This window comes from Enterobacter cloacae complex sp. P43RS, assembly GCF_014930585.1.
Taxonomy (GTDB): Bacteria; Pseudomonadota; Gammaproteobacteria; order Enterobacterales; family Enterobacteriaceae; genus Enterobacter; species Enterobacter bugandensis.
The window spans coordinates 579823-599858 of sequence record NZ_JADBRJ010000001.1 but is presented as its reverse complement, the minus strand read 5'-3'; the positions used below and the strand labels follow the sequence as shown (position 1 = coordinate 599858).

Genomic DNA, 20036 nt, shown 5'->3' with positions numbered 1-20036 from the left:
TCAGCAGTACCCCCAATTTTCAAAAAAGGAATTGTTATGTCTTTACGCCATCTGTGCTCGCCACGCCTGAGTACGTCTCTGCTGTCTGCCGCTTTACTGTTTGCCGGAACCTTCCAGGCGCATGCCGCCGAAGAGATGCTGCGTAAAGCGGTGGGTAAAGGTGCCTATGAAATGGCGGTCAGCCAGCAGGAGAACGCGCTGTGGGTTGCGACGTCGCAAAGCCGTAAACTCGACAAGGGTGGCGTTATCTATCGCCTCGATCCTGCTACGCTGGAGGTGACGCAGGCCATTCATAGCGATCTCAAACCGTTTGGCGCCACCCTCGACGGCGCGACGCAAACCCTGTGGCTGGGTAATACGATCAACGGCGCGGTGACGGCCATTGATGCGAAAACGGGCGACGTGAAAGGGCGACTGGTGCTTGATAGCCGCCAGCGCAGTGAAACCGTCAAGCCGCTGCAGCCGCGCCAGCTGGTGACGGATGACGCGAGCAACACGATTTACATCACCGGTGTCGGCAAAGAGAGCGTGATTTGGGTCGTGGATGGCGCAACGCTGAAGCTGAAAGAGACCATTGCCAACACCGGCACATACAGTACCGGTCTGGCGCTGGATGCAAAGGCGAAACGCCTGTACACCACCAATGCAGACGGTGAACTGGTCACCATTGATACCGCCACCAACAAAATCCTGAGCCGCAAAAAAGTGCAGGACGACGGAAAAGAGCACTTCTATCTGAATCTGAGCCTGGACACCGCCGGTCAGCGCGCGTTCCTGACCGATTCAAAACAGCCGGAAGTGCTGGCGGTGAGCCTGAAAGACGGCAGCGTGATCGAGAAAATCGCCGCGCCTGAATCCCTGGCCGTTCTGTTTAACCCGGCTCGCAATGAAGCCTACGTGACGCACCGTGAGGCCGGCAAGGTGAGCGTGATTGACGCGAAGACCTACAAAGTGACGAAAACGTTCGATACGCCGGTCTACCCGAACAGCCTGGCGCTCTCTGCGGATGGCAAAACGCTTTACGTGACGGTGAAGCAAAAATCTACCCGCCAGCAGGAAGCGACCCAGCCTGACGATGTGATTCGTATCGCGCTGTAATATAAAAAAAGGGAAGGCATATGCCTTCCCTTTTTAATGCCTGTTTGATGCTTAACGCGAGGTCTCTTCCACCAGCGGCGCGTCGTGTTTTTCATCGTCTGGATGAACCGGCGCGGTGCTGTGAATTTCGTGAACGCGCTTACGCACGCCGAACCAGCCAGCGATCAGCAGCACGGCCAGCAGCGGGATGGTGGCGATGGTATAGGTGCCGTTCGGGTAGTCGAACGCCATCAGCACCAGCACGCTGAACAGGAAGAGCAGGGTGAGCCAGGAGGTCACCGGCGCGCCCGGCAGCTTGAAGCTGATATCTGCGGCTTTGCCTTCTTTAATGGCTTTACGCAGACGCATCTGGCAGACCACGATAAAGGCCCAGGAAGCGATAATGCCGAGTGCGGCCACGTTCAGAACGATTTCGAAAACCTGAGACGGCACCAGATAGTTCAGGAAAACGCCGAAGACGTACACCACCAGCGTGGCCAGAATGCCCGCGTAAGGCACGTGCTGCTTGCTCATCTTCGACATGAACTTCGGCGCTGAACCGCCCATCGACATGGAGCGCAGGATACGCCCGGTAGAGTAAAGACCGGAGTTCAGGCTGGAGAGCGCCGCCGTCAGCACCACGATGTTCATGATACTGCCCACGTAAGGCACGCCGAGCTTCGAGAAGAAGGTGACGAACGGGCTCTGGCCGGCCTGATAGGCGTTCCACGGCAGCAGCAGAACCAGCAGCACCACGGAGCCGACGTAGAACAGACCGATACGCCAGATCACGCTGTTAATGGCTTTTGGCACCATCGTTTGTGGGTCTTTACATTCGCCCGCAGCGGTACCGACCAGCTCAATAGAGGCAAAGGCAAACACCACGCCCTGAACCAGCACCAGCGCAGGCAGCAGACCGTGCGGGAAGAAACCGCCGTTATCGGTTATCAGGTGGAAGCCGGTAGCATTGCCATCCAGCGGCTTGCCGCTGCCGAGGAAGACGGTACCGACCACCAGGAAAATCACAATGGCGAGCACTTTGACCAGCGCAAACCAGAACTCCATCTCGGCGAACCACTTCACGCCGATCATGTTCATGGTGCCGACGATCGCCAGCGCGCCAAGGGCAAAGACCCACTGCGGCACATCACCGAACGCGCCCCAGTAGTGCATATACAGCGCAACGGCGGTGATATCGACGATACCGGTCATCGCCCAGTTGACGAAGTACATCCAGCCTGCCACGTAGGCGGCTTTTTCACCGAGGAATTCTCGGGCGTAAGAGACGAAGCTTCCGCTGGAAGGGCGATGCAGTACCAGTTCACCCAGCGCGCGAAGAATGAAGAAAGAGAAGATCCCGCACACCAGATAGACCAGGGCGAGAGCCGGGCCCGCCATCTGCAGACGCGCGCCAGCACCTAAAAACAGACCCGTTCCGATAGCGCCGCCGATGGCGATCATTTGAACCTGACGGTTGCCCATCGCTTTGTGGTAGCCCTCTTCGTGGGAGTTCAACCAGCGACGTTTCGCAGCGTGATGATCGGCTGCGCTTTTATTGCTTGTTTTCATTGAGTTACCTGTTTGCCTGTCTGAACCATTATCGTGATAGTCCTGCCTGGCAGAGCGCAATACAAACGATTGCTTCTGCGCAAACACATGCCGCCTTCCCAGTCATTCTGCGTATGGATAAGGCGAAACATGGCGAGGCATCCTACCTGCAATTGATAAGCGACGCAAAATATAACCGTGCCGAAAGTGATGCACGTCGAAGGAAATCGTGTGGTCAGAGCAGACAAGGTTTACAACGCGCTGAATCGTGGTGAGTTTTTAGTCAAAACAATCGCGACGTTGTTTATTTAATCATCAGATTCCCTTAATTATTACCAGATGGTATAAATTTTTACTGCCGCAGGGCATCGAGAAGCAACCTGAACGCGGTTGTGTGCTGTCGACGGCTTGGATAATAGAGGTGATATCCTTCAAACGTGGGGCACCAGGACTCAAGGACCCTGACGAGCCGTCCGTACTGAAGGGCGTCCAGGACCGAGGACTCGGGCACGTAGGCTAATCCGAGGCCACTCTCCGCCGCGTCGATGCGCTGCGACAGATTACTCAGTGTAAGCTGTCCTTCAACCCGCACCCGAAGCTCGCGCCCGTCGCGCTCAAACTCCCAGTCATACACTGCCCCTCGGGTGGGCAGGCGGAGATTGATACAGCGGTGTTCACCCAGCTGCTCCGGCACGAGCGGCACGCCAAAACGAGCCAGGTAATCCGGGGAGCCGACGACCGCCATGCGCATGTCCGGCGCTATCCGCACCGCAATCATATCTTTTGCCACCTGTTCACCCAGGCGTACCCCCGCGTCGAAGCGGCCATCGACGATATCTGTCAGGCCGTTGTCGACCGTCACTTCGACGTTGATTTCAGGATACTGCAGCATAAAAGCCTTCAGTGCCGGCCAGAGCACGGCGTCCATCGCGTGCTCGCCGGCGACGATGCGGATAGCGCCTGCGGGTTTGTCGCGGGTGCTGCAAAGCGCCGTGAGTTCCTGTTCGATCTCCTGCAGATGCGGGCTGAGGCGCGAAAAGAGCTGCTCACCCGCGGGTGTCGGAACCACGCTGCGGGTTGTGCGGGTTAACAGGCGAACGTCTAATCGCGCTTCAAGCTTGCGCATCGCATGACTCAGTGCCGATTGCGAGACGCCCAGCTGCGCCGCTGCGCGCGTAAAGCTGCGCTCGCGGGCCACTACCATAAAGGAGAGCAGGTCGTTGAAATTATCTTTTAGCATTGCGGTTCTATTTATGAATTTCAGTCATGTGTTCTATCTCATTATGTACCCTAATGCTCCAGAATGCTTTGCGCTACTGTTAACGCAACAGTCAACAAGGAGCAAAAGATGAAAATTATCCGCAGCGGTTCATTACCTTCAGCAACAGGCCCGGAGGCCTGGTTTACCGGCGCTGTTCGCATTGACGCGCCCTTTCAGGCGAGCGAACCTGCCAGCGTCGGCGGGGCAACCGTGACCTTTGAGCCGGGGGCGCGCACGGCCTGGCATACGCATCCCCTGGGACAAACGCTGATTGTGACGCAGGGGCGCGGCTGGTTACAGGCGTGGGGCGAAGAGGCGGAAATCCTGAATCAGGGCGATATAGCCTGGATCCCACCCGGCGTGAAGCACTGGCACGGCGCAAGTGCGCAAACGGCGATGACGCATATCGCCATCGCCGAAGCGGTAAACGGCAGCCCGGTAACGTGGCTGGAAAAAGTGACCGACGAACAGTACCCGAACGGCTAACCGCCAAAAACGGCAATCGCCTGCTGCAGGCGCGGTTGATCAAACAGCAGCACCAGACTGGCCAGTTGCAGACGTTTCTCAGGGAATAAATAGACTGCCAGACAGGAGAGTAACACCGCCGCGGTAATACCAGGAAGCATTTCGTTAACAGAATGAAAACGTTATGATTCGGTCTCATTTTCGTAAATACAGGGAGGCTGAGGTGAAAATTAACGTCATCGGAACCAGCGGAAGTGGAAAAAGCACGCTGGCGAAGCAGATTGCGACCGAACTGGCTATTCCCTATATCGAGATGGACAGACTCTACTGGCGACCCGAATGGCAGGGAACGCCGGACGATGAGTTTCAGGAAAAGCTTGAGCAGGTGCTACAGGCGTCGCCAGACTGGGTACTCGACGGCAACTATAACCGCACGCGGCCCGTTAAATGGCGTAATGTAGACGTTGTCGTGTGGGTGGATTATGGGTTTGTCCGCACCCTCTGGCAGGCCGTCAACAGGGCAATCAAACGGGCCTGGCATAAACACGAGCTTTGGCCCGGAACCGGGAACAAAGAGAGTTTCCGGCGCGCGTTCTTCAGTAAAGAGTCGATTCTCATCTGGACGATGAAAACGTGGCGTAACAACCGCACGCGTTATGAAGCCGATCTGCAAAACCCGCAATATGGGCATATCCGCTTCGTCCATATTACCCGCCGCGGGCACGCGGAAACGCTGATTGCCGCCTTAAAATCTTATTCTTAGTAGGGTTTTATATATCTGATTTCCGGCAAACCAAATGTAAATTAATTGTTTCTCAGTGGTGAAATACGCCTTTAATAATGTCGACATGTTAAGTCAAACGAGAACGCAACATGTCATGGCGAATCAGCATTCTGGATAAAAGCCCCATCGCTGAAAATGAAACGGCTGCCGATGCGCTGGCGCGGACGTTAGCGCTGGCGCAACAGGCGGAAAATCTAGGCTATCATCGCTTCTGGATTGCCGAACACCACAACACACCACAGCTCGCCAGCCCCTCGCCGGAACTGCTGATTGCCTGGATCCTCGGGCAAACGAAACGCATCCGTGTGGGCTCTGGCGGCGTCATGCTTCAACACTACAGCCCCTATAAAGTCGCTGAAAACTTTAACGTTCTGGCCGCGCTGGCGCCGGGTCGCGTGGATCTGGGCGTCGGGAAAGCCCCCGGTGGGCTACCGCTCTCAACCCGCGCGCTGCAGCAGGGCCTCAATCAAGAGGAAAAGGGCAGCTTTGCCGAACAGCTGGCCCAGCTCGACCGCTGGATCCGTCCTGAAAACCAGTCGGCGGAAGAGGCCGTTCGCGCCACGCCGTTGCCGCCGGTCCCTGCACAAGGTTTCCTGCTGGGGGCCAGCCCCGAAAGCGCGCTGCTCGCCGCATCGCTCGACTGGCACTTCGTCTTTGCCGCGCACCTGAACGGCGATCCGGAGCTGCTGCGCGAGGTGGTATCGATCTGGCGGAAGAACAGCGCGCGGGAGGTGATTGTGGCGGTGCAGGCGATTGTCGCGCCGACCCAGGCCGAAGCGGACGCGCTGGCGCAGAAGGTTGAAGTGTGGGGCGTTGAGCTGGCAAACGGCCAGCGCGTAACCGTTGCCAGCGAGGAGCAGGCCTACGCCTTTGCCCGTCAGGCGGGGAGCGAGCCGGTGCGCATTGCCCGTCGGGCCCAGTCGCTGCTGGCGGGCACAGCTGAGTCGGTGCTGGAACAGCTTAACGCGCTGCACGAACAGTGGGGCATTGACGAATTTATCATCGACACGCCGGTTGCGGAGGGGGCAACGCGCGTCGCGTCTCTGCGTCTGCTGGCTGAGGCGCGTCTTAACAGGGAGGTCACCGTATGAGCTTCGGCGAACAACTGATAGCCTGGCGTCGTGAGCTGCACCGGAACCCGGAGCTGTCCGGCCAGGAAGTGGAGACCACCGCGCGCCTGCGCCAGTGGCTGACGAATGCCGGTATTCCCCCACAGCCTTACGATCTGCCGACCGGTCTGGTGGCGGAAATCGGAACCGGTAGCAAGTTGATTGCGCTGCGGGCAGACATTGATGCCCTGCCAATTGAGGAGCGCAGCGGCGTGCCGTTTAGCTCGCAGCATGCAGGCGTGATGCACGCCTGCGGACACGATATCCACACCAGCGTGATCCTCGGCGCCGCGTTAAAGCTCAAAGAGCGGGAAGCCTCACTTAACGGCCGGGTGCGTATCCTGTTTCAACCTGCCGAAGAGAACTTTGGCGGTGCGAAGAGCATGGTGCGTGCCGGTGCCCTGCGTGACGTCAGCGCCATCTTCGGCATGCATAACGAGCCCGGCCTGCCGGTCGGTGAGTTCGCCACCCGCGGCGGACCGTTTTATGCCAACGTCGATCGCTTCGTGATTCGCATTACCGGTAAGGGCGCACATGCGGCCCGCCCGCACGAAGGCAACGACGCCATTGTGCTGGCGAGCCAGCTGGTGACGGCGCTGCAAAGCGTCGCCAGCCGCAACGTCAACACGCTGGATTCGGTGGTGCTGAGCGTCACCCGCATCGCAGGCGGCAACACCTGGAACGTGCTGCCGGAAAGCGTCGAGCTGGAGGGCACGCTTCGCACCCACCGCACGGAGGTTCAGCAGAAAGTGAAGGCCCGCGTGGGCGAAATCGCCGCCGGGTTTGCCAGCGCCTTCAGCGCGCAGATCGACATCACCTGGTATGCCGGGCCCACCGCGCTGGTGAACGACGAGCGCTGGGCCGACTTCGCCACCTCGGTCGCGCGTGAGGTCGGTTATGAAACCCGGCACGCGGAGCTGCATATGGGCGGGGAAGATTTTGCGGTCTACCTGCAGTCTGTTCCCGGCGCGTTTGTCAGCATCGGCAGCAACAGCCCGTATGGTTTACATCACCCGGCGTTTAATCCTGACGAAGCCCTGATTGAGCCCGCAGCCCGCTATTTTGCACAGCTGGCGGAAAAAGCCCTGCAACACGTTTAATTCTGGAGAGGTAAATATGTCTGCACATCGTCAACTGCGGCTTGGGACCATTTTGCATGGTGCATCGGGCAATATGTCCGCCTGGCGTCATCCGGCGGCGGTCGCGGATGCCAGCATTAATTTTGAATTTGTAAAAGAGACGGCGTTAAAAGCGGAGGAGGGCAAACTCGATTTTTTATTCGTTGCCGACGGTCTTTATATAAATGAGAAATCCATTCCGCATTTTTTAAACCGCTTTGAGCCGTTAACGGTATTATCCGCGCTGGCAAGCATCACTACGCGGCTGGGGCTGGTGGGAACGTTATCCACCTCCTACAGCGAACCCTTTACCACGGCGCGCCAGTTCGCCAGCCTCGATCATCTGAGCAACGGACGTGCGGGCTGGAACGTGGTGACTTCGCCGCTGGAAGGGTCGGCAAAGAACTTCTCGCGCGAAAAACACCCCGAGCATGCGCTGCGCTATCGCATTGCGGATGAGTATCTCGACGTGGTGAAAGGGCTGTGGGACTCCTGGGAAGGCGACGCGTTTATCCGCAACAAAGAGAGCGGTCAGTTTTTTGACCCGGCCAGGCTGCATACCCTCGATCACCACGGTGACTTCTTCCAGGTCGCCGGTCCGCTGAATATTGGTCGCACCCCGCAAGGGCGTCCGATTGTTTTTCAGGCGGGCGCGTCGGACGACGGGAAAAAGCTGGCGGCAAAACATGCCGACGCCATTTTCACTCATCACGAAACGCTCGACGAGGCAAAAGCGTTTTACCGCGACGTGAAGCAGCAGCTGGAAACAAACGGCCGCCGCGCGTCAGATTTACATATCTTCCAGGGCGTCAGCGTGATTGTGGGTAAAGACGCCGATGACGTGGAAAACCAGTATCAAACCACGGCGGCGCTGGTGTCGGTTACCGATGCCCTCAATTACCTCGGACGTTATTTTGAACATCACGATTTCAGCCAGTATCCGCTCGACGAGCCGTTCCCGGATATCGGTGACTTAGGCAAAAACAGCTTCCGCAGCACCACCGATGAAATTAAGCGAAATGCCCGCGAGCGCAACTTAACCCTGCGCCAGGTGGCGCTTGAGGCCGCATCGCCGCGCCCGCGCTTTTCCGGCACGCCGGAGGAGGTCGCCGACGGTCTGCAGGCCTGGTTTGAAGGCTATGCCGCAGACGGCTTCATCATCCAGGGCGGTACGCCGGATACCTTTCCGCGCTTTGTTGACCAGGTGGTGCCCGTTTTACAGGCCCGCGGCCTGTTCCGCACCGACTACCCGGGAACCACGCTGCGCGAAAGCCTTGGCTTAGACCAACCGAAAAACCAGTTCACACAACAATAAAAGAGAACTCCGCTATGCAAAAAACATCGCTTATTCTTGCGCTCGCGCTGGCCTTTACCCCTGCCGTCTGGGCAGAGAATGTGAACATTAACGGCACCGGCGTGAGCGTCGAGGCCAATAAAACGCCGATCAATACCGCCAGAAACAGCGATGCAGTGGCGCAGTTGCCGAAAGATTATCGCTTCGCCGTGCCGGGGAAATTTACCGTGGCGGTGGCGGGCCTCAATCAACCGCCGCTGACGGTATTTTCCGACGACAACAAAACGCTGCTCGGGAGTGAAGTTGACGTCGCTCGTCTGGTGGCCGACAGCCTCGGCCTTGAGTTGAACGTGGTGCCAACGTCGTGGGAAGACTGGCCGCTGGGCGTGGCGTCCGGAAAATACGATGCCGCCATCAGCAACATTACCGTTACCAAAGCGCGCAAAGAGAAGTTTGATTTCGCCACCTACCGTAAGGACTCCCTCGGCTTCTACGTGAAATCGACCAGCCCGATCGAATCGCTTCAGAAGGCTGAGGACATCGCCGGGCTGCGGATTATCGTCGGCTCCGGCACCAACCAGGAGGCCATCCTGCTGGCATGGAATGCTGAAAACCTGAAGAAGGGGCTGAAACCATTTACGCCGATCTACACCAAAGACGATGCGGCGCAAACGCTGGCGCTCCAGTCCGGGCGCGCGGATGCCTACTTTGGCCCGAACGTGATTGGCGCATGGAAGGCGGCGCTGAACGGGAAAACCAAACTGGTGGGCAGCGTCGACGGCGGCTGGCCGAAGGCGGCGCACATTGCGGTGACGCTGAAGAAAGGCAGCGGGCTGGTTGAGCCGGTGCAAACCGCGCTGAACGGCGTCATCAAAAACGGCGATTACGACAAAGTGCTGAACCGCTGGGGGGAGGGCGTTGAGCGTATTCCGCAGTCAGAAGTGAATCCTGATGGCCTGGGTGATTAAGGAGGCGCTATGCGTGAACAATTTCGTGACGTTTCACCGGAAGATGCCGAACTTCAGCCCATTATCGAGGGGCTGTTCGGTGAATATGCAGCCCGCTACGGTGACTACTTCTCTAAAGACGCGGAAGTGGAACTCACCGAGTGGTATTTAGCGCCGCAGGGGCTGTTTATCGTCCTGGAGCGTGACGGAAAAATCATCGCCACCGGTGCGTACAAACCCTTCGACGAACGCACCGCGGAAATCAAGCGCATCTGGACGGACAAAACCCTGCGTCAGCAGGGGCTTGCCGGACGCGTAGTGCAGGAGCTGGAGCGCAGGGCGGTGCTGGCAGGTTACAGCCAGATCTACCTGACAACCGGTTTTCGCCAGCCGGAAGCGGTCAGGCTCTATCTCAGCCAGGGCTACCAGCCACAGTTTGATCTGAACCGGGATCCGGAAGAGTACAGCCAGCCGCCGTTTGATGGTCGGCTGCGCTTCACTAAAACGCTGGTACGCGAAGCGTTCAGTAAAACCGCATGAGGAACGACGATGAGCAACGTTGAAACCATTAAGGTGGTCCCGGCGCGTTATCCGCTGCGGACCGTCGGCGCCGCGGTGGCGCTGTTTGTCCTGGCGATCGTGATCCAGTCCGTCGCTTTCAACCCGCGCTGGGAGTGGGCGGTGTTTGCCCGCTGGTTCTTCGACCCGGTTATTCTCGAAGGCGTAGGGCAGACTCTGCTGCTTACCCTGATCGGTACCGCGCTGAGCGTGGTGTTGGGCGGCATGCTGGCGCTGGCGAGACTCTCCTCGTCATGGCTGCTGAGCAGCCTGGCGTGGGGCTATATCTGGCTGTTTCGCTCGCTGCCGCTGATCGTGGTGCTGATCATTCTCTACAACTTTTCCTATCTCTACGACACGCTCTCCCTCGGCGTGCCGTTCACCAGCATTAGCTGGGGCAGCTTTGAGACCATTAACGTGCTCGGACAGTTCTCCACCGCCGTGGTGGGGCTGACGCTGGTGCAGAGCGCCTACACCGCAGAGATTATTCGCGGGGGGTTCCTCGGGGTGGATCACGGCCAGTATGAAGCGGCCGCCGCGCTTGGCCTGCCGGCCTGGCGACGTACGGTGCGTATAATCCTGCCTCAGGCGTTGCGCACCATTCTGCCGTCCGGGTTCAATGAAATTATCAGCCTCGCCAAGGGAACGGCGATGGTCTACGTCCTGGCAATGCCGGAGCTGTTCTATACCATCCAGATGATCTACAACCGTACCCAGGAGGTGATCCCGTTGCTGATGGTCGGTGCCGCCTGGTATCTGGTGATTACCACCGTCTTGTCCGCTATCCAGTACGGTGTTGAACGCGCACTCGCCCGCAGCGAACGCCGCTCTGCGGTTAATCAGAACCGTGCCGCCCGTCGCACCCGTTCCGTCACCACCACGCCAGCACAGGAGCCTATCCATGCAAGCCTCTCCTGAAGGACATATCTCGATTACCGGTGTCAGCAAGTTTTTTGGTCGCCATAAGGCGCTCGACAACGTTTCGCTTGAGATCCCGCCCGGTTCCGTGACGGTCATTCTCGGGCCCTCAGGCTCGGGTAAATCGACGCTGCTGCGCACCATTAACCATCTGGAGCGCGTCGACGAAGGCTTTATTCAGATCGACGGGGACTACATTGGCTACCGTCGTCAGGGCGACAAGCTCTATGAGCTGAAGGAGAAAGAGATCCTCAGGCAGCGCGTCAACGTGGGCTATGTGTTTCAGAACTTCAATCTCTTTCCTCACCTCACGGTGCTGGAAAACCTGATCGAGGCGCCCATCGCGCATAAGAAGCTCAGCAAAAAAGAGGCGGTGGAAAGGGCATACAGCCTGCTGGATGTGGTCGGGCTGCGGGATAAGGCCGACGCCTGGTCTCGCCATCTCTCCGGCGGGCAGCAGCAGCGCATTGCGATTGCCCGCGCGCTGGCGCTACGCCCCCGCGTGATGCTATTTGATGAGCCTACCTCGGCGCTGGATCCGGAGCTGGTGGGAGAGGTGCTGGACGTGATCAAAAAACTGGCCCGGTCCGGCACTACGCTGGTGGTGGTCACCCACGAGATCGGTTTTGCCCGCGAGGTGGCGGATCAGGTGGTGTTTATGGTCGACGGGAAAATCGTGGAGCAGGGCAGCAGCGACGCGGTATTGAACCGTCCGTCGCACGCGCGAACGCGCCAGTTCCTGTCAAAAGTGCTGTAAGGAGCGCAGATGAAATACGGACTTCTGGCGGGGCTGGTCTTCACAACGGCAAGCCACGCCAGCATCGATCTGAAAGCCAACGAGCAGCCGCTGCCGGTGACGGTTGATCGGCAGGCCGTGGCGAAGATCCCCGCCGGTTATAAATTCGTTGAGCCGGGTACGCTGACGGTCGCCGTCTCGATGCTGAACTCCCCGCCGCTGGCGCTGCTGGCCAGCGATAACCGCACGCGGATTGGCAGCGACCCGGATATCGCCCGCCTGCTGGCGGGCAGCCTGGGGCTGAAGCTAAAGCTGGTGCCAACGGCGTGGGAAGACTGGCCGCTGGGCATCGCTTCCGGGCGCTACGACGTGGCGCTGGTGAACATTGCGGTGACCGAACAGCGTAAAGAGAAGTTTGATTTTGCGACCTACCGCGTCGATTCGCTGGCGTTTTCGGTGAAGTCCACCAGCGAGATTCAATCAATCAAAAGCGCGGAAGATCTGGCCGGGAAAAAGGTGATTGTCGGCTCGGGCACCAATCAGGAGCGCATCCTGCTGGGCTGGAACGAAGAGAATAAAAAGGCGGGGCGAGCGCCTGCGCTGCCGGTCTATCTCCACGACGATGCCTCGGGCAATCTCTATATCCAGTCCGGCAGGGCGGACGTGTTCTTTGGCCCTCAGTCGGTTTCAGCTTACAAAGCGGCGCTCACCGGCAAAACCCGCGTGGTCGGTTTAGGTCCGAAAAAAGCTTATGTCGCGACCACGACCAAAAAAGGCAATGAGCTGGTGTACGCGTTGCAGGCGGCGCTGGACGGGGCGATTAAGCGCGGAGAGTACCAGAAAGTGCTGGCGCGCTGGGGCGAACAGGGCGAAGCGGTGGCGCAATCGGAGGTCAACCCGCCTGGGATAACCTACTAATGGTGCTCTACACTTAGGATTTTCACTCCTGAGGGGGCAACATGATGAAACTCTATGGCGTACCCGGCTGGGGCTCGGCAATCAGTGAAGTGATGCTGACCCTGGCCGATATCCCTTATCAATTTGTGAACGTTGACGGGTTTGACCAGCCCGGCCCGCAGCGTGAACTGCTGCAAAAACTCAACCCGCTGTGCCAGGTGCCCACGCTGGCGCTGGAAAATGGCGCCATCATGACCGAAACGGCGGCGATTGCTCTGATGGTGCTCGACCGTTGTCCCGATCTCGCCCCTCCCGTGGGGCAGGCCGAGCGTCAGCAGTTTCAGCGTCTGCTTATCTGGTTCGTGGCGAACGTCTATCCCACCTTTACCTATGCCGATTATCCCGAACGCTGGGTGCCTGATGCGCCGGAACAGCTGCAGAAAAACTGCATTGAGTACCGGAAATCCCTCTATCTGTGGTTTGAAAATCAGCTTAAGGCCGCGCCGTTTGCGCTGGGTGAACGGCTGACGCTGCTGGATGTGTATATTGCGGTGGCGCGCACCTGGGGGCCTCGCCATGAGTGGTTTGCGACAAATACGCCGAAGCTTACGGCGATTGCGGATACCGTGTGTCAGCTGCCGGAACTGCACAAGGTGTTAAAGGCAAACAACATTATCTGATAACGTGGAATGCTCACACATAACAGGAAGCCTGCATATGCCACACGTAGATATCAAATGTTTTCCCCGCGATCTTAACGACGAGCAAAAAAACGCGCTGGCGGCAGATATCGCCGAGGTGATAATTCGCCATTTCAACAGCAAAGACGGTTCAGTATCGGTGGCGTTGAACCAGGTAAACCCGGAAGACTGGAAGGCACAGGTCTGGGATACCGAAATCGGACCGAAGCTGGACGAGTTGATTAAAAAGCCCGGGTATTCAATGTAATCTTTCGCCGGGTGAGGTCATCGTCTTACCCGGTTTCTCCTGCCGCTTACGCCTTCTTTTCGCAAAAAACGATAAAAATAAGTTTTATCTGATCCGTTACACTTAACGTTCACGACCGACATTTCATCAATCCTTAGGAAAGATCGACAACAGAATCAATTAAGGACAGTCACATTAAAGGATAATTTTCTCATGACAAAATTACCCCGGTTTTCACCTGCTTTTTTCCACCCGCGATACTGGCTAAGCTGGACAGGCATCGCCGCCCTGTGGCTTATCATGCTGCTGCCTTACCCGCTGTTGTTCAGACTCGGACACGTTCTGGGCCGGTTAGCCATGCGCCTTCTACCGCGCCGTGTCGAGATTGCCCGCCGTAATCTGGAACTGTGCTTCCCGCAGATGGAAGCAGAAGCGCGTGAATCTTTGCTGCAGCGAAATTTTGAATCCGTGGGAATGGGGGTAATCGAAACCGGCATGGCGTGGTTCTGGCCTGAATGGCGGGTGCGTAAATGCTTTACCGTGCGCGGTTACGAACATATGGAGCAGGCCAGGGCGCAGGGGAAGGGCGTGGTGCTGGTTGGCATGCATTTTCTGACGCTTGAGTTGGGCGCGCGGATATTTGGCATGCTTAACCCCGGTATTGGGGTTTATCGTCCCAACAATAATGCGCTCCTGGACTGGCTACAAACGCGCGGTCGTCTGCGTTCGAATAAAACCATGCTGGATCGTCATGATTTAAAAGGCATGATCCGTGCCCTGAAGCAGAATGAAATTCTCTGGTACGCGCCGGATCATGACTATGGCAAAGCCAACAGCGTGTTTGCGCCATTCTTCGCCGTCCCGGATGCCGCCACGACGGCGGGCAGCTATATGCTGGTCAAAAGCGCTAAGCCTGCCGTTATTCCGTTTGTGCCGCGCCGCAGAGAGGACGGTACAGGGTACGAGCTGATTATTCTTGAAGATATCAGCGCGTCATTGCAGGGTGCGGATAAAGAGTCTGTCGCAACCCAGATGAACCGGGCGATCGAGCGCGCGGTGCTGATGGCGCCGGAGCAGTATATGTGGCTGCACCGTCGCTTCAAGACGCGTCCTGAGGGCGTGCCGGACAGATATGCCCGTAAAAAAATCTCCGCGCCCCCTCGGGCTGGCTTAACCGACGATGAATTCTCGCAGCAGTCGGGCATGCAGCACTAAAACGCCACGCAAAAGGCTGCTGGAGCTAGTTTCCGGCAGCGCTTTTGGCCTTTAGCAGTATTTCCATCAGCCCGGGAAAACGGGCATCCAGATCCTCCCGACGCAGTGAAATCATATTTTCTCGTCCCTGCGGACGCTGCCAGATGACCCCACTGTCGCGCAACACGCGCCAGTGGTGGGTCATCGTGGATTTCACCACGTCCTCCGGGCGCAGCGCGTTACAGCTGAGTTCGCTGCCGTCGGCGAGCCGGCGAATAATCGATAGCCGGAGCGGGTTGCCGAGGGCAAACAGCACATTTTCCAGCAGTATTTGTTCAGTTTCAGGGTGGTTAGGGATCATCGTTTTCCTGCGCGTGATGTCAGATTGAGCTATATCAACAATAGGTCAACCCTTAAAAAATAGTTCGATAATACTCGTACAATAGGACTATTATAGCAAACGAACCAATGCGCGACCATCCCGGTCGTCACAAACACGTCATAGTGACTAAGGAAATATCATGCCCCGACCCATTCCTCTCGAACGTTATCGCAACATCGGTATCTCCGCGCATATCGATGCCGGTAAAACCACCACCACTGAGCGCATCCTGTTTTATACCGGGATGAGCCACAAGCTGGGTGAAGTACACGATGGCGCGGCAACCACCGACTGGATGGCGCAGGAGCAAGAGCGCGGGATCACCATTACGTCCGCGGCGGTCAGCTGCTTCTGGCCAGGCATGGACAGAGGCTTTGAGCCGCACCGGATCAACATCATCGATACCCCGGGGCACGTGGACTTCACCATTGAGGTGGAGCGTTCCATGCGCGTGCTCGACGGCGCGGTGATGGTGTATGACTCCGTGGGTGGCGTGCAGCCGCAGTCGGAAACCGTCTGGCGTCAGGCCAATAAATATCACGTACCGCGTCTGGCCTTCGTCAACAAAATGGACCGTCCGGGTGCCGATTTCTTCCGCGTCGTGCGGATGATGCAGGAGCGCCTGAAGGCCAATCCGGTGCCGATTGTCATCCCGGTGGGTGCCGAAGATCATTTCACCGGCGTGGTGGATCTCATCAAGATGCGCACCATTCTGTGGGACGATGCGACGCAGGGTATGGTGTTTACCTATGCCCCCGTGCCGGACGATTTAGTCAGTACCGCCCAGGAGTGGCGGGAAAAAATGGTCTCCGCGGCGGCGGAAGCCAGCGATGAACTGATGGACAAATACCTGGAAACGGGCGACCTGACGGAGGCGGAAATTATCCAGGGGCTGCGCATTCGCACCATCTCGGGCGAAATCCAGCCGATGCTGTGCGGCAGCGCCTTTAAAAACAAAGGCGTGCAGCGCATGCTGGATGCGGTGATTGAGCTGATGCCGTCGCCGCTTGACGTGCCGGCCATTGACGGCGTGGATGAAAAAGGGCAGCACGCGGAGCGTCATCCGAGTGATGATGAGCCGTTCTCGGCGCTGGCGTTCAAGCTGATGAGCGACCCGTACGTCGGGCAGCTGACCTTTATCCGGGTCTACTCTGGCGTGCTGCGCAAAGGCGACGCGGTCTATAACCCGGTGAAAGAGAAGAAAGAGCGCATCGGGCGCATCGTGCTGATGCATGCCAACGATCGCCATGAGGTGGATGAACTGCGCGCCGGGGATATCGCGGCCTGTGTCGGGTTAAAAGACGTGACCACCGGTGACACGCTCACCGATCCGAACGCCGTCATTACGCTTGAGCGCATGGAGTTCCCGGATCCGGTGATCTCGCTGGCGATTGAGCCGAAAACCAAAGGCGATCAGGAGAAAATGGGCATTGCGCTACAGCGTCTGGCGGCGGAAGACCCGTCTTTCCGCCTGCATACTGACGAGGAGTCCGGTCAGACGATTATCTCCGGGATGGGTGAGCTACACCTCGAGATTATCGTCGACCGCATGAAGCGTGAGTTTGGCGTCGAGGCGAACATTGGTCGTCCGCAGGTAACCTACCGGGAAACCCTGCGCAAGGCGGTGAAGGATATTGAAGGGAAATTTGTCCGACAGTCCGGCGGGAAAGGGCAGTACGGTCATGTGGTGCTGAGCCTGGAGCCGCTGGAGCCCGGAAGTGGTTTTGTATTTGAAGATGCTACCAAGGGCGGCGTGGTACCGCGCGAGTATATCCCGTCCGTGGAGAAAGGGCTGCGGGAAGCGATGAACAGCGGCGTGCTGGCGGGCTATCCGGTCGTCGATGTTAAGGCGACGCTGACGTTTGGCTCGTATCACGACGTCGACTCCTCGGAGATGGCGTTCCGCATGGCGGCGATCCTCGGCTTCAAGGAGGGCGCTCGCAGGGCGGATCCGGTGATCCTTGAGCCGATCATGCACGTGGAAGTGGAAACGCCGGAAGAGTACGCCGGGAACATCATGGGCGATCTCTCTTCCCGCCGCGGCATGGTGCAGGGAATGGCGGAGCAGTACGGAAGCCAGATTATCCGCGCCGATGTGCCGCTGGCCGAGATGTTTGGTTACGCCACCACGCTGCGCTCGATGTCCCAGGGACGCGCGACGTATACGATGGAGTTCCATCATTTTGCGGAGGCACCGCGGAATGTTGCGGATGAGATTATTGCGCGGCGTGCGAAGTAGTTAATTAATTGCACATGGTAGTCGGTGGGCTACCATGTGCTTTTTTTACGACACGGAGATTATCCATGTTACTTAATTAGCGTTGCCGAGCGGACTTTCCATTTCCCTTGTTCTTCAATAAGACAATCTGCAACAACGTGATCTTGCTTCTTACCAAACGCGATATAAACGTTTGTGCAAACGGCGTCAAAATCAGAGTGCAGGATGGTTATCTGATTCCAGTCCTCATCCCAATCCTGTGATTTGATAAACATATCCGTATCGGGCATATCTTTTTCGTTACTGTCACCTGAATACAACTCTTTTATTGCTGCAATTGTCTCCGAGGCAACGTAATCATTCATAATATCTGGGTTAAGTACGGGCGGTTTGTGCTGGTCTAACTGGGCGATATACCATTGATTGAATTTAAGCGCCGCCTGGCCCGGTGCATAAACATTTTCTGCGGCCGCGAGAGGAGAAAGGGCAAAAAGAAAAAACCAAAGTGTTTTCATTAGTCATGCCTGAACAGTTCGTAATGTGGTTGTATGTTGCGGTAAGCCTGCCCTGGGTACATGGTGCGTTGAACAAAATCGCTGATCCACTGCTGACCATCGTATATGCAAACGTGCCCGCTATCATGACCAACAATATTTTGAATAACTGCGACGTCGCCTGCATGGGGTTGATCGTATACAAGGCGGAATCCAGCGTTAACCAATGTCCGCCCCATGTCTTTTGCCAGACGCGTATTGGGGATTTTTAATCTTCCACCCGTTCTGATCGCTTCGGTGACGTAGTGAGCACAATACCCCGTGCTCTTCGGTTGGGCGTGTGATTTAGCATATGAGATTGCGCCATCTTTATTCCATGTCATTGATATTTCCTTAACGCGAGAGTGCTAATGCTGCAACTCAGGAAATATCCTCCGTTTTAGAACGCAATAGTAAACATAAAATGCCATAGAAATTCACTATAATTCAGGAGGATATAATTTAGGAAATCAATCCAGAGCCTTCACCATCTTCCCGCTCGCCACAAATGTCCCCGCGCCGAGATGATGCAGTGTATTCAGTTTATCCCCGTCAAACTGCCAGCGCCCGGCGACAAACGCGCGCTCATCGGCTGCCGCTGAAACCACTTCTCCAAACAGCGTGTCGTATTTCTCTGCCGCAGAGGTGACGGGAAGTAATCGGCACTCCATCCACGCCAGACATTTTTCTTCAATCACCGGCAGCCCGAGCTCAGGGCCGTTCACTACCGGGATCCCGTAGCAGTTGAATTTGTCCTCGTCGCGCCCGCTGACGCTGCCGACAGCGTATGTCCAGTTAGCTGCCGCCACGCCGGGGATGACGATGCCAAACTTCCCGCTATGCTCAATCAGCTCACGTGACCAGGTACTTTTGTCCACCACAATCGCGATGCGCGGCGGTTCAAACTCAACGGGCATGGACCACGCGGCGGCCATCACGTTGCGTCTGTCGAGGTTTTCATCCCGACTGGTAATAAGCACGGTAGGGCCGTGGTTCAACAGGCGGCTGGCATGACGTAATTCAACAGGGCGAAAGTGGCTCATAGGATCTCCTCATCTGTAACGATGAGTATGACGAAAAAGCACGTAAATCAAAGTGAGTGCGTCAAATTAGTTTATAAACAGAACATCACAATCAAAGGAAAATGATGTATGTCCCCCTTTCTGACTGACTATTTTGCCCGCATTGGGTGGGCGCAACCGACACGGGTTGATATAGACACCCTGCGCGCGCTGCATTTACACCACAACTGTGCGATCCCGTTCGAAAATATTGATGTCGTCCTGCCGCGCGAAATCCATCTTGACGATCAATGTCTGGTCGACAAGCTGGTGACGGCGAGACGCGGAGGATATTGCTTTGAGCAAAACGGCCTTTTCGAGCGCGTGTTGCGTGAAGTCGGGTTTAACGTGCGCAGCGTGCTGGGACGCGTGGTATTAGCGAGCCCGCCGCAAATGCCGCCGCGCACGCACCGCCTGCTGCTGGTTGAGCTGAACGGCGAGCGCTGGATTGCCGACGTGGGGTTTGGTGGACAGACGCTGACGGCGCCGATTCGCCTGCTCGCCAACGAGGAGCAGGGGACGCCGCACGGTATGTACCGACTGCTGAGCGAGGGCAACGACTGGGTGCTACAGTTCCGTCACCACGAGCACTGGCAGTCGATGTACCACTTTGACCTGACGACGCAGTATTTCAGCGATTACGTGATGGGGAACTTCTGGTCGGCGCACTGGCCGCAGTCCCATTTTCGTCATCATCTGCTGATGTGTCGCCACCTGCCGGACGGCGGCAAGCTGACGCTGACTAACTTCAACTTTACCCACTGGCAGAACGGTCACGTGGAGGAGCAGATCCATTTGCCGGATGCGGAGGCGCTGTATAAGCTGATGCAGGAGCGGTTTGGCCTTGGCGTTGATGATCCGAAGCACGGCTTTACACTGGCCGAGCTGACGGCAGTGATGGCGGGGTTTGATACGCATCCGCAGGCAGGGAAATAGCCCGGTGGCGGCTACGCCTTACCGGGCCTACGGGAGTGTGAACGTAGGTCGGGTAAGGCGAAGCCGCCACCCG

Annotated in this window: 21 protein-coding genes and 1 pseudogene; 15 read left to right on the top strand and 7 right to left on the bottom strand. The window is 57.3% G+C overall.

The genetic code is table 11. The annotated features are described in order from the left end of the window. Positions 1-36: 36 nt before the first annotated feature. Positions 37-1098, top strand: a complete 1062-nt coding sequence (locus tag IM294_RS02870) for a YncE family protein (RefSeq protein ID WP_126818131.1) — start codon at positions 37-39, stop codon at positions 1096-1098. 51 nt (positions 1099-1149) lie between these two features. Here the strand turns inward: IM294_RS02870 and ansP are convergent, their stop codons facing one another. Both ansP and IM294_RS02860 read right to left on the bottom strand, forming a co-directional pair. Next, positions 1150-2646 carry an L-asparagine permease gene (gene ansP / locus IM294_RS02865; protein ID WP_028013287.1) on the bottom strand — a complete coding sequence of 499 codons (1497 nt, stop codon included), beginning with the start codon at positions 2644-2646 and terminating at the stop codon, positions 1150-1152. A 331-nt stretch (positions 2647-2977) separates the two neighbouring features. Next, a complete protein-coding gene (locus tag IM294_RS02860; protein ID WP_045260620.1) occupies positions 2978-3865 on the bottom strand; it encodes a LysR family transcriptional regulator in 888 nt (295 codons plus the stop codon). A 108-nt stretch (positions 3866-3973) separates the two neighbouring features. Between IM294_RS02860 and IM294_RS02855 the strand changes: the two genes are divergently transcribed. Then, positions 3974-4372, top strand: coding sequence for a cupin domain-containing protein (locus IM294_RS02855; protein WP_045260619.1), 399 nt, complete (start codon positions 3974-3976; stop codon positions 4370-4372). Here the strand turns inward: IM294_RS02855 and IM294_RS02850 are convergent. Further along, entirely contained in the window at positions 4369-4512 is a 144-nt protein-coding gene (locus IM294_RS02850) for a hypothetical protein (protein ID WP_154818592.1), read from the bottom strand. The genes IM294_RS02855 and IM294_RS02850 overlap by 4 nt on opposite strands. Before the next feature lie 62 nt (positions 4513-4574). On the opposite strand from IM294_RS02850, the gene IM294_RS02845 reads away from it, so the two are divergent. The 11 genes and pseudogenes from IM294_RS02845 to IM294_RS02790 all read left to right on the top strand — a co-directional run bounded on the left by IM294_RS02845 (position 4575) and on the right by IM294_RS02790 (position 14854). Beyond that, positions 4575-5114 (top strand): AAA family ATPase, encoded by a 540-nt coding sequence (locus IM294_RS02845; protein ID WP_126818130.1) that lies wholly within the window; start codon positions 4575-4577, stop codon positions 5112-5114. Between the two features lie 110 nt (positions 5115-5224). Further along, positions 5225-6226, top strand: a complete 1002-nt coding sequence (locus IM294_RS02840) for an LLM class flavin-dependent oxidoreductase (protein WP_126818129.1) — start codon at positions 5225-5227, stop codon at positions 6224-6226. Next, on the top strand, positions 6223-7344 hold the full coding sequence (locus IM294_RS02835) for an amidohydrolase (protein ID WP_126818128.1): 1122 nt from the start codon (positions 6223-6225) through the stop codon (positions 7342-7344). Before IM294_RS02840 ends, IM294_RS02835 begins: the two co-directional genes overlap by 4 nt. Before the next feature lie 16 nt (positions 7345-7360). Next, a pseudogene (locus tag IM294_RS22020) lies at positions 7361-9624 on the top strand (NtaA/DmoA family FMN-dependent monooxygenase). Positions 9625-9633: 9 nt separating this feature from the next. Beyond that, on the top strand, positions 9634-10143 hold the full coding sequence (locus IM294_RS02820; RefSeq protein WP_028013279.1) for a GNAT family N-acetyltransferase: 510 nt from the start codon (positions 9634-9636) through the stop codon (positions 10141-10143). 9 nt (positions 10144-10152) lie between these two features. Next, positions 10153-11079 carry an amino acid ABC transporter permease gene (locus tag IM294_RS02815; RefSeq protein ID WP_047368635.1) on the top strand — a complete coding sequence of 309 codons (927 nt, stop codon included), beginning with the start codon at positions 10153-10155 and terminating at the stop codon, positions 11077-11079. Further along, the gene (locus tag IM294_RS02810) at positions 11063-11836 is read left to right on the top strand and encodes an amino acid ABC transporter ATP-binding protein (protein ID WP_059357617.1); all 774 of its coding nucleotides are present in this window, start codon (positions 11063-11065) and stop codon (positions 11834-11836) included. The genes IM294_RS02815 and IM294_RS02810 overlap by 17 nt, the downstream gene beginning before the upstream one ends. Positions 11837-11845: 9 nt before the next feature. After that, positions 11846-12733, top strand: a complete 888-nt coding sequence (locus tag IM294_RS02805) for an ABC transporter substrate-binding protein (RefSeq protein ID WP_126818126.1) — start codon at positions 11846-11848, stop codon at positions 12731-12733. A 41-nt stretch (positions 12734-12774) separates the two neighbouring features. Further along, positions 12775-13392 (top strand): glutathione S-transferase family protein, encoded by a 618-nt coding sequence (locus IM294_RS02800; RefSeq protein ID WP_126818125.1) that lies wholly within the window; start codon positions 12775-12777, stop codon positions 13390-13392. A 37-nt stretch (positions 13393-13429) separates the two neighbouring features. Then, the gene (gene pptA, locus IM294_RS02795; protein WP_045630478.1) at positions 13430-13660 is read left to right on the top strand and encodes a tautomerase PptA; all 231 of its coding nucleotides are present in this window, start codon (positions 13430-13432) and stop codon (positions 13658-13660) included. A gap of 192 nt (positions 13661-13852) precedes the next feature. Next, positions 13853-14854 (top strand): Kdo(2)-lipid IV(A) acyltransferase, encoded by a 1002-nt coding sequence (locus IM294_RS02790; RefSeq protein ID WP_028013274.1) that lies wholly within the window; start codon positions 13853-13855, stop codon positions 14852-14854. A gap of 25 nt (positions 14855-14879) precedes the next feature. Here IM294_RS02790 and IM294_RS02785 read toward each other — a convergent pair whose 3' ends face one another. After that, positions 14880-15194 (bottom strand): helix-turn-helix transcriptional regulator, encoded by a 315-nt coding sequence (locus IM294_RS02785; RefSeq protein ID WP_041909805.1) that lies wholly within the window; start codon positions 15192-15194, stop codon positions 14880-14882. Positions 15195-15354: 160 nt separating this feature from the next. On the opposite strand from IM294_RS02785, the gene fusA reads away from it, so the two are divergent. After that, positions 15355-17454 carry an elongation factor G gene (fusA, locus tag IM294_RS02780; protein ID WP_088205496.1) on the top strand — a complete coding sequence of 700 codons (2100 nt, stop codon included), beginning with the start codon at positions 15355-15357 and terminating at the stop codon, positions 17452-17454. A 68-nt stretch (positions 17455-17522) separates the two neighbouring features. Here fusA and IM294_RS02775 read toward each other — a convergent pair whose 3' ends face one another. From IM294_RS02775 to IM294_RS02765, 3 genes are all read right to left on the bottom strand, one after another. Further along, positions 17523-17948 (bottom strand): DUF3828 domain-containing protein, encoded by a 426-nt coding sequence (locus IM294_RS02775; protein ID WP_126818124.1) that lies wholly within the window; start codon positions 17946-17948, stop codon positions 17523-17525. Further along, positions 17948-18310: a hypothetical protein gene (locus IM294_RS02770; RefSeq protein WP_047368629.1), complete on the bottom strand. Its 363-nt coding sequence runs from the start codon at positions 18308-18310 to the stop codon at positions 17948-17950. Before IM294_RS02770 ends, IM294_RS02775 begins: the two co-directional genes overlap by 1 nt. A gap of 126 nt (positions 18311-18436) precedes the next feature. After that, positions 18437-19009 carry a flavin reductase family protein gene (locus IM294_RS02765; RefSeq protein WP_063942408.1) on the bottom strand — a complete coding sequence of 191 codons (573 nt, stop codon included), beginning with the start codon at positions 19007-19009 and terminating at the stop codon, positions 18437-18439. A gap of 108 nt (positions 19010-19117) precedes the next feature. Between IM294_RS02765 and nhoA the strand changes: the two genes are divergently transcribed. Continuing rightward, on the top strand, positions 19118-19963 hold the full coding sequence (nhoA, locus tag IM294_RS02760) for an N-hydroxyarylamine O-acetyltransferase (protein WP_126818123.1): 846 nt from the start codon (positions 19118-19120) through the stop codon (positions 19961-19963). The last annotated feature ends 73 nt before the right edge of the window (positions 19964-20036 follow it).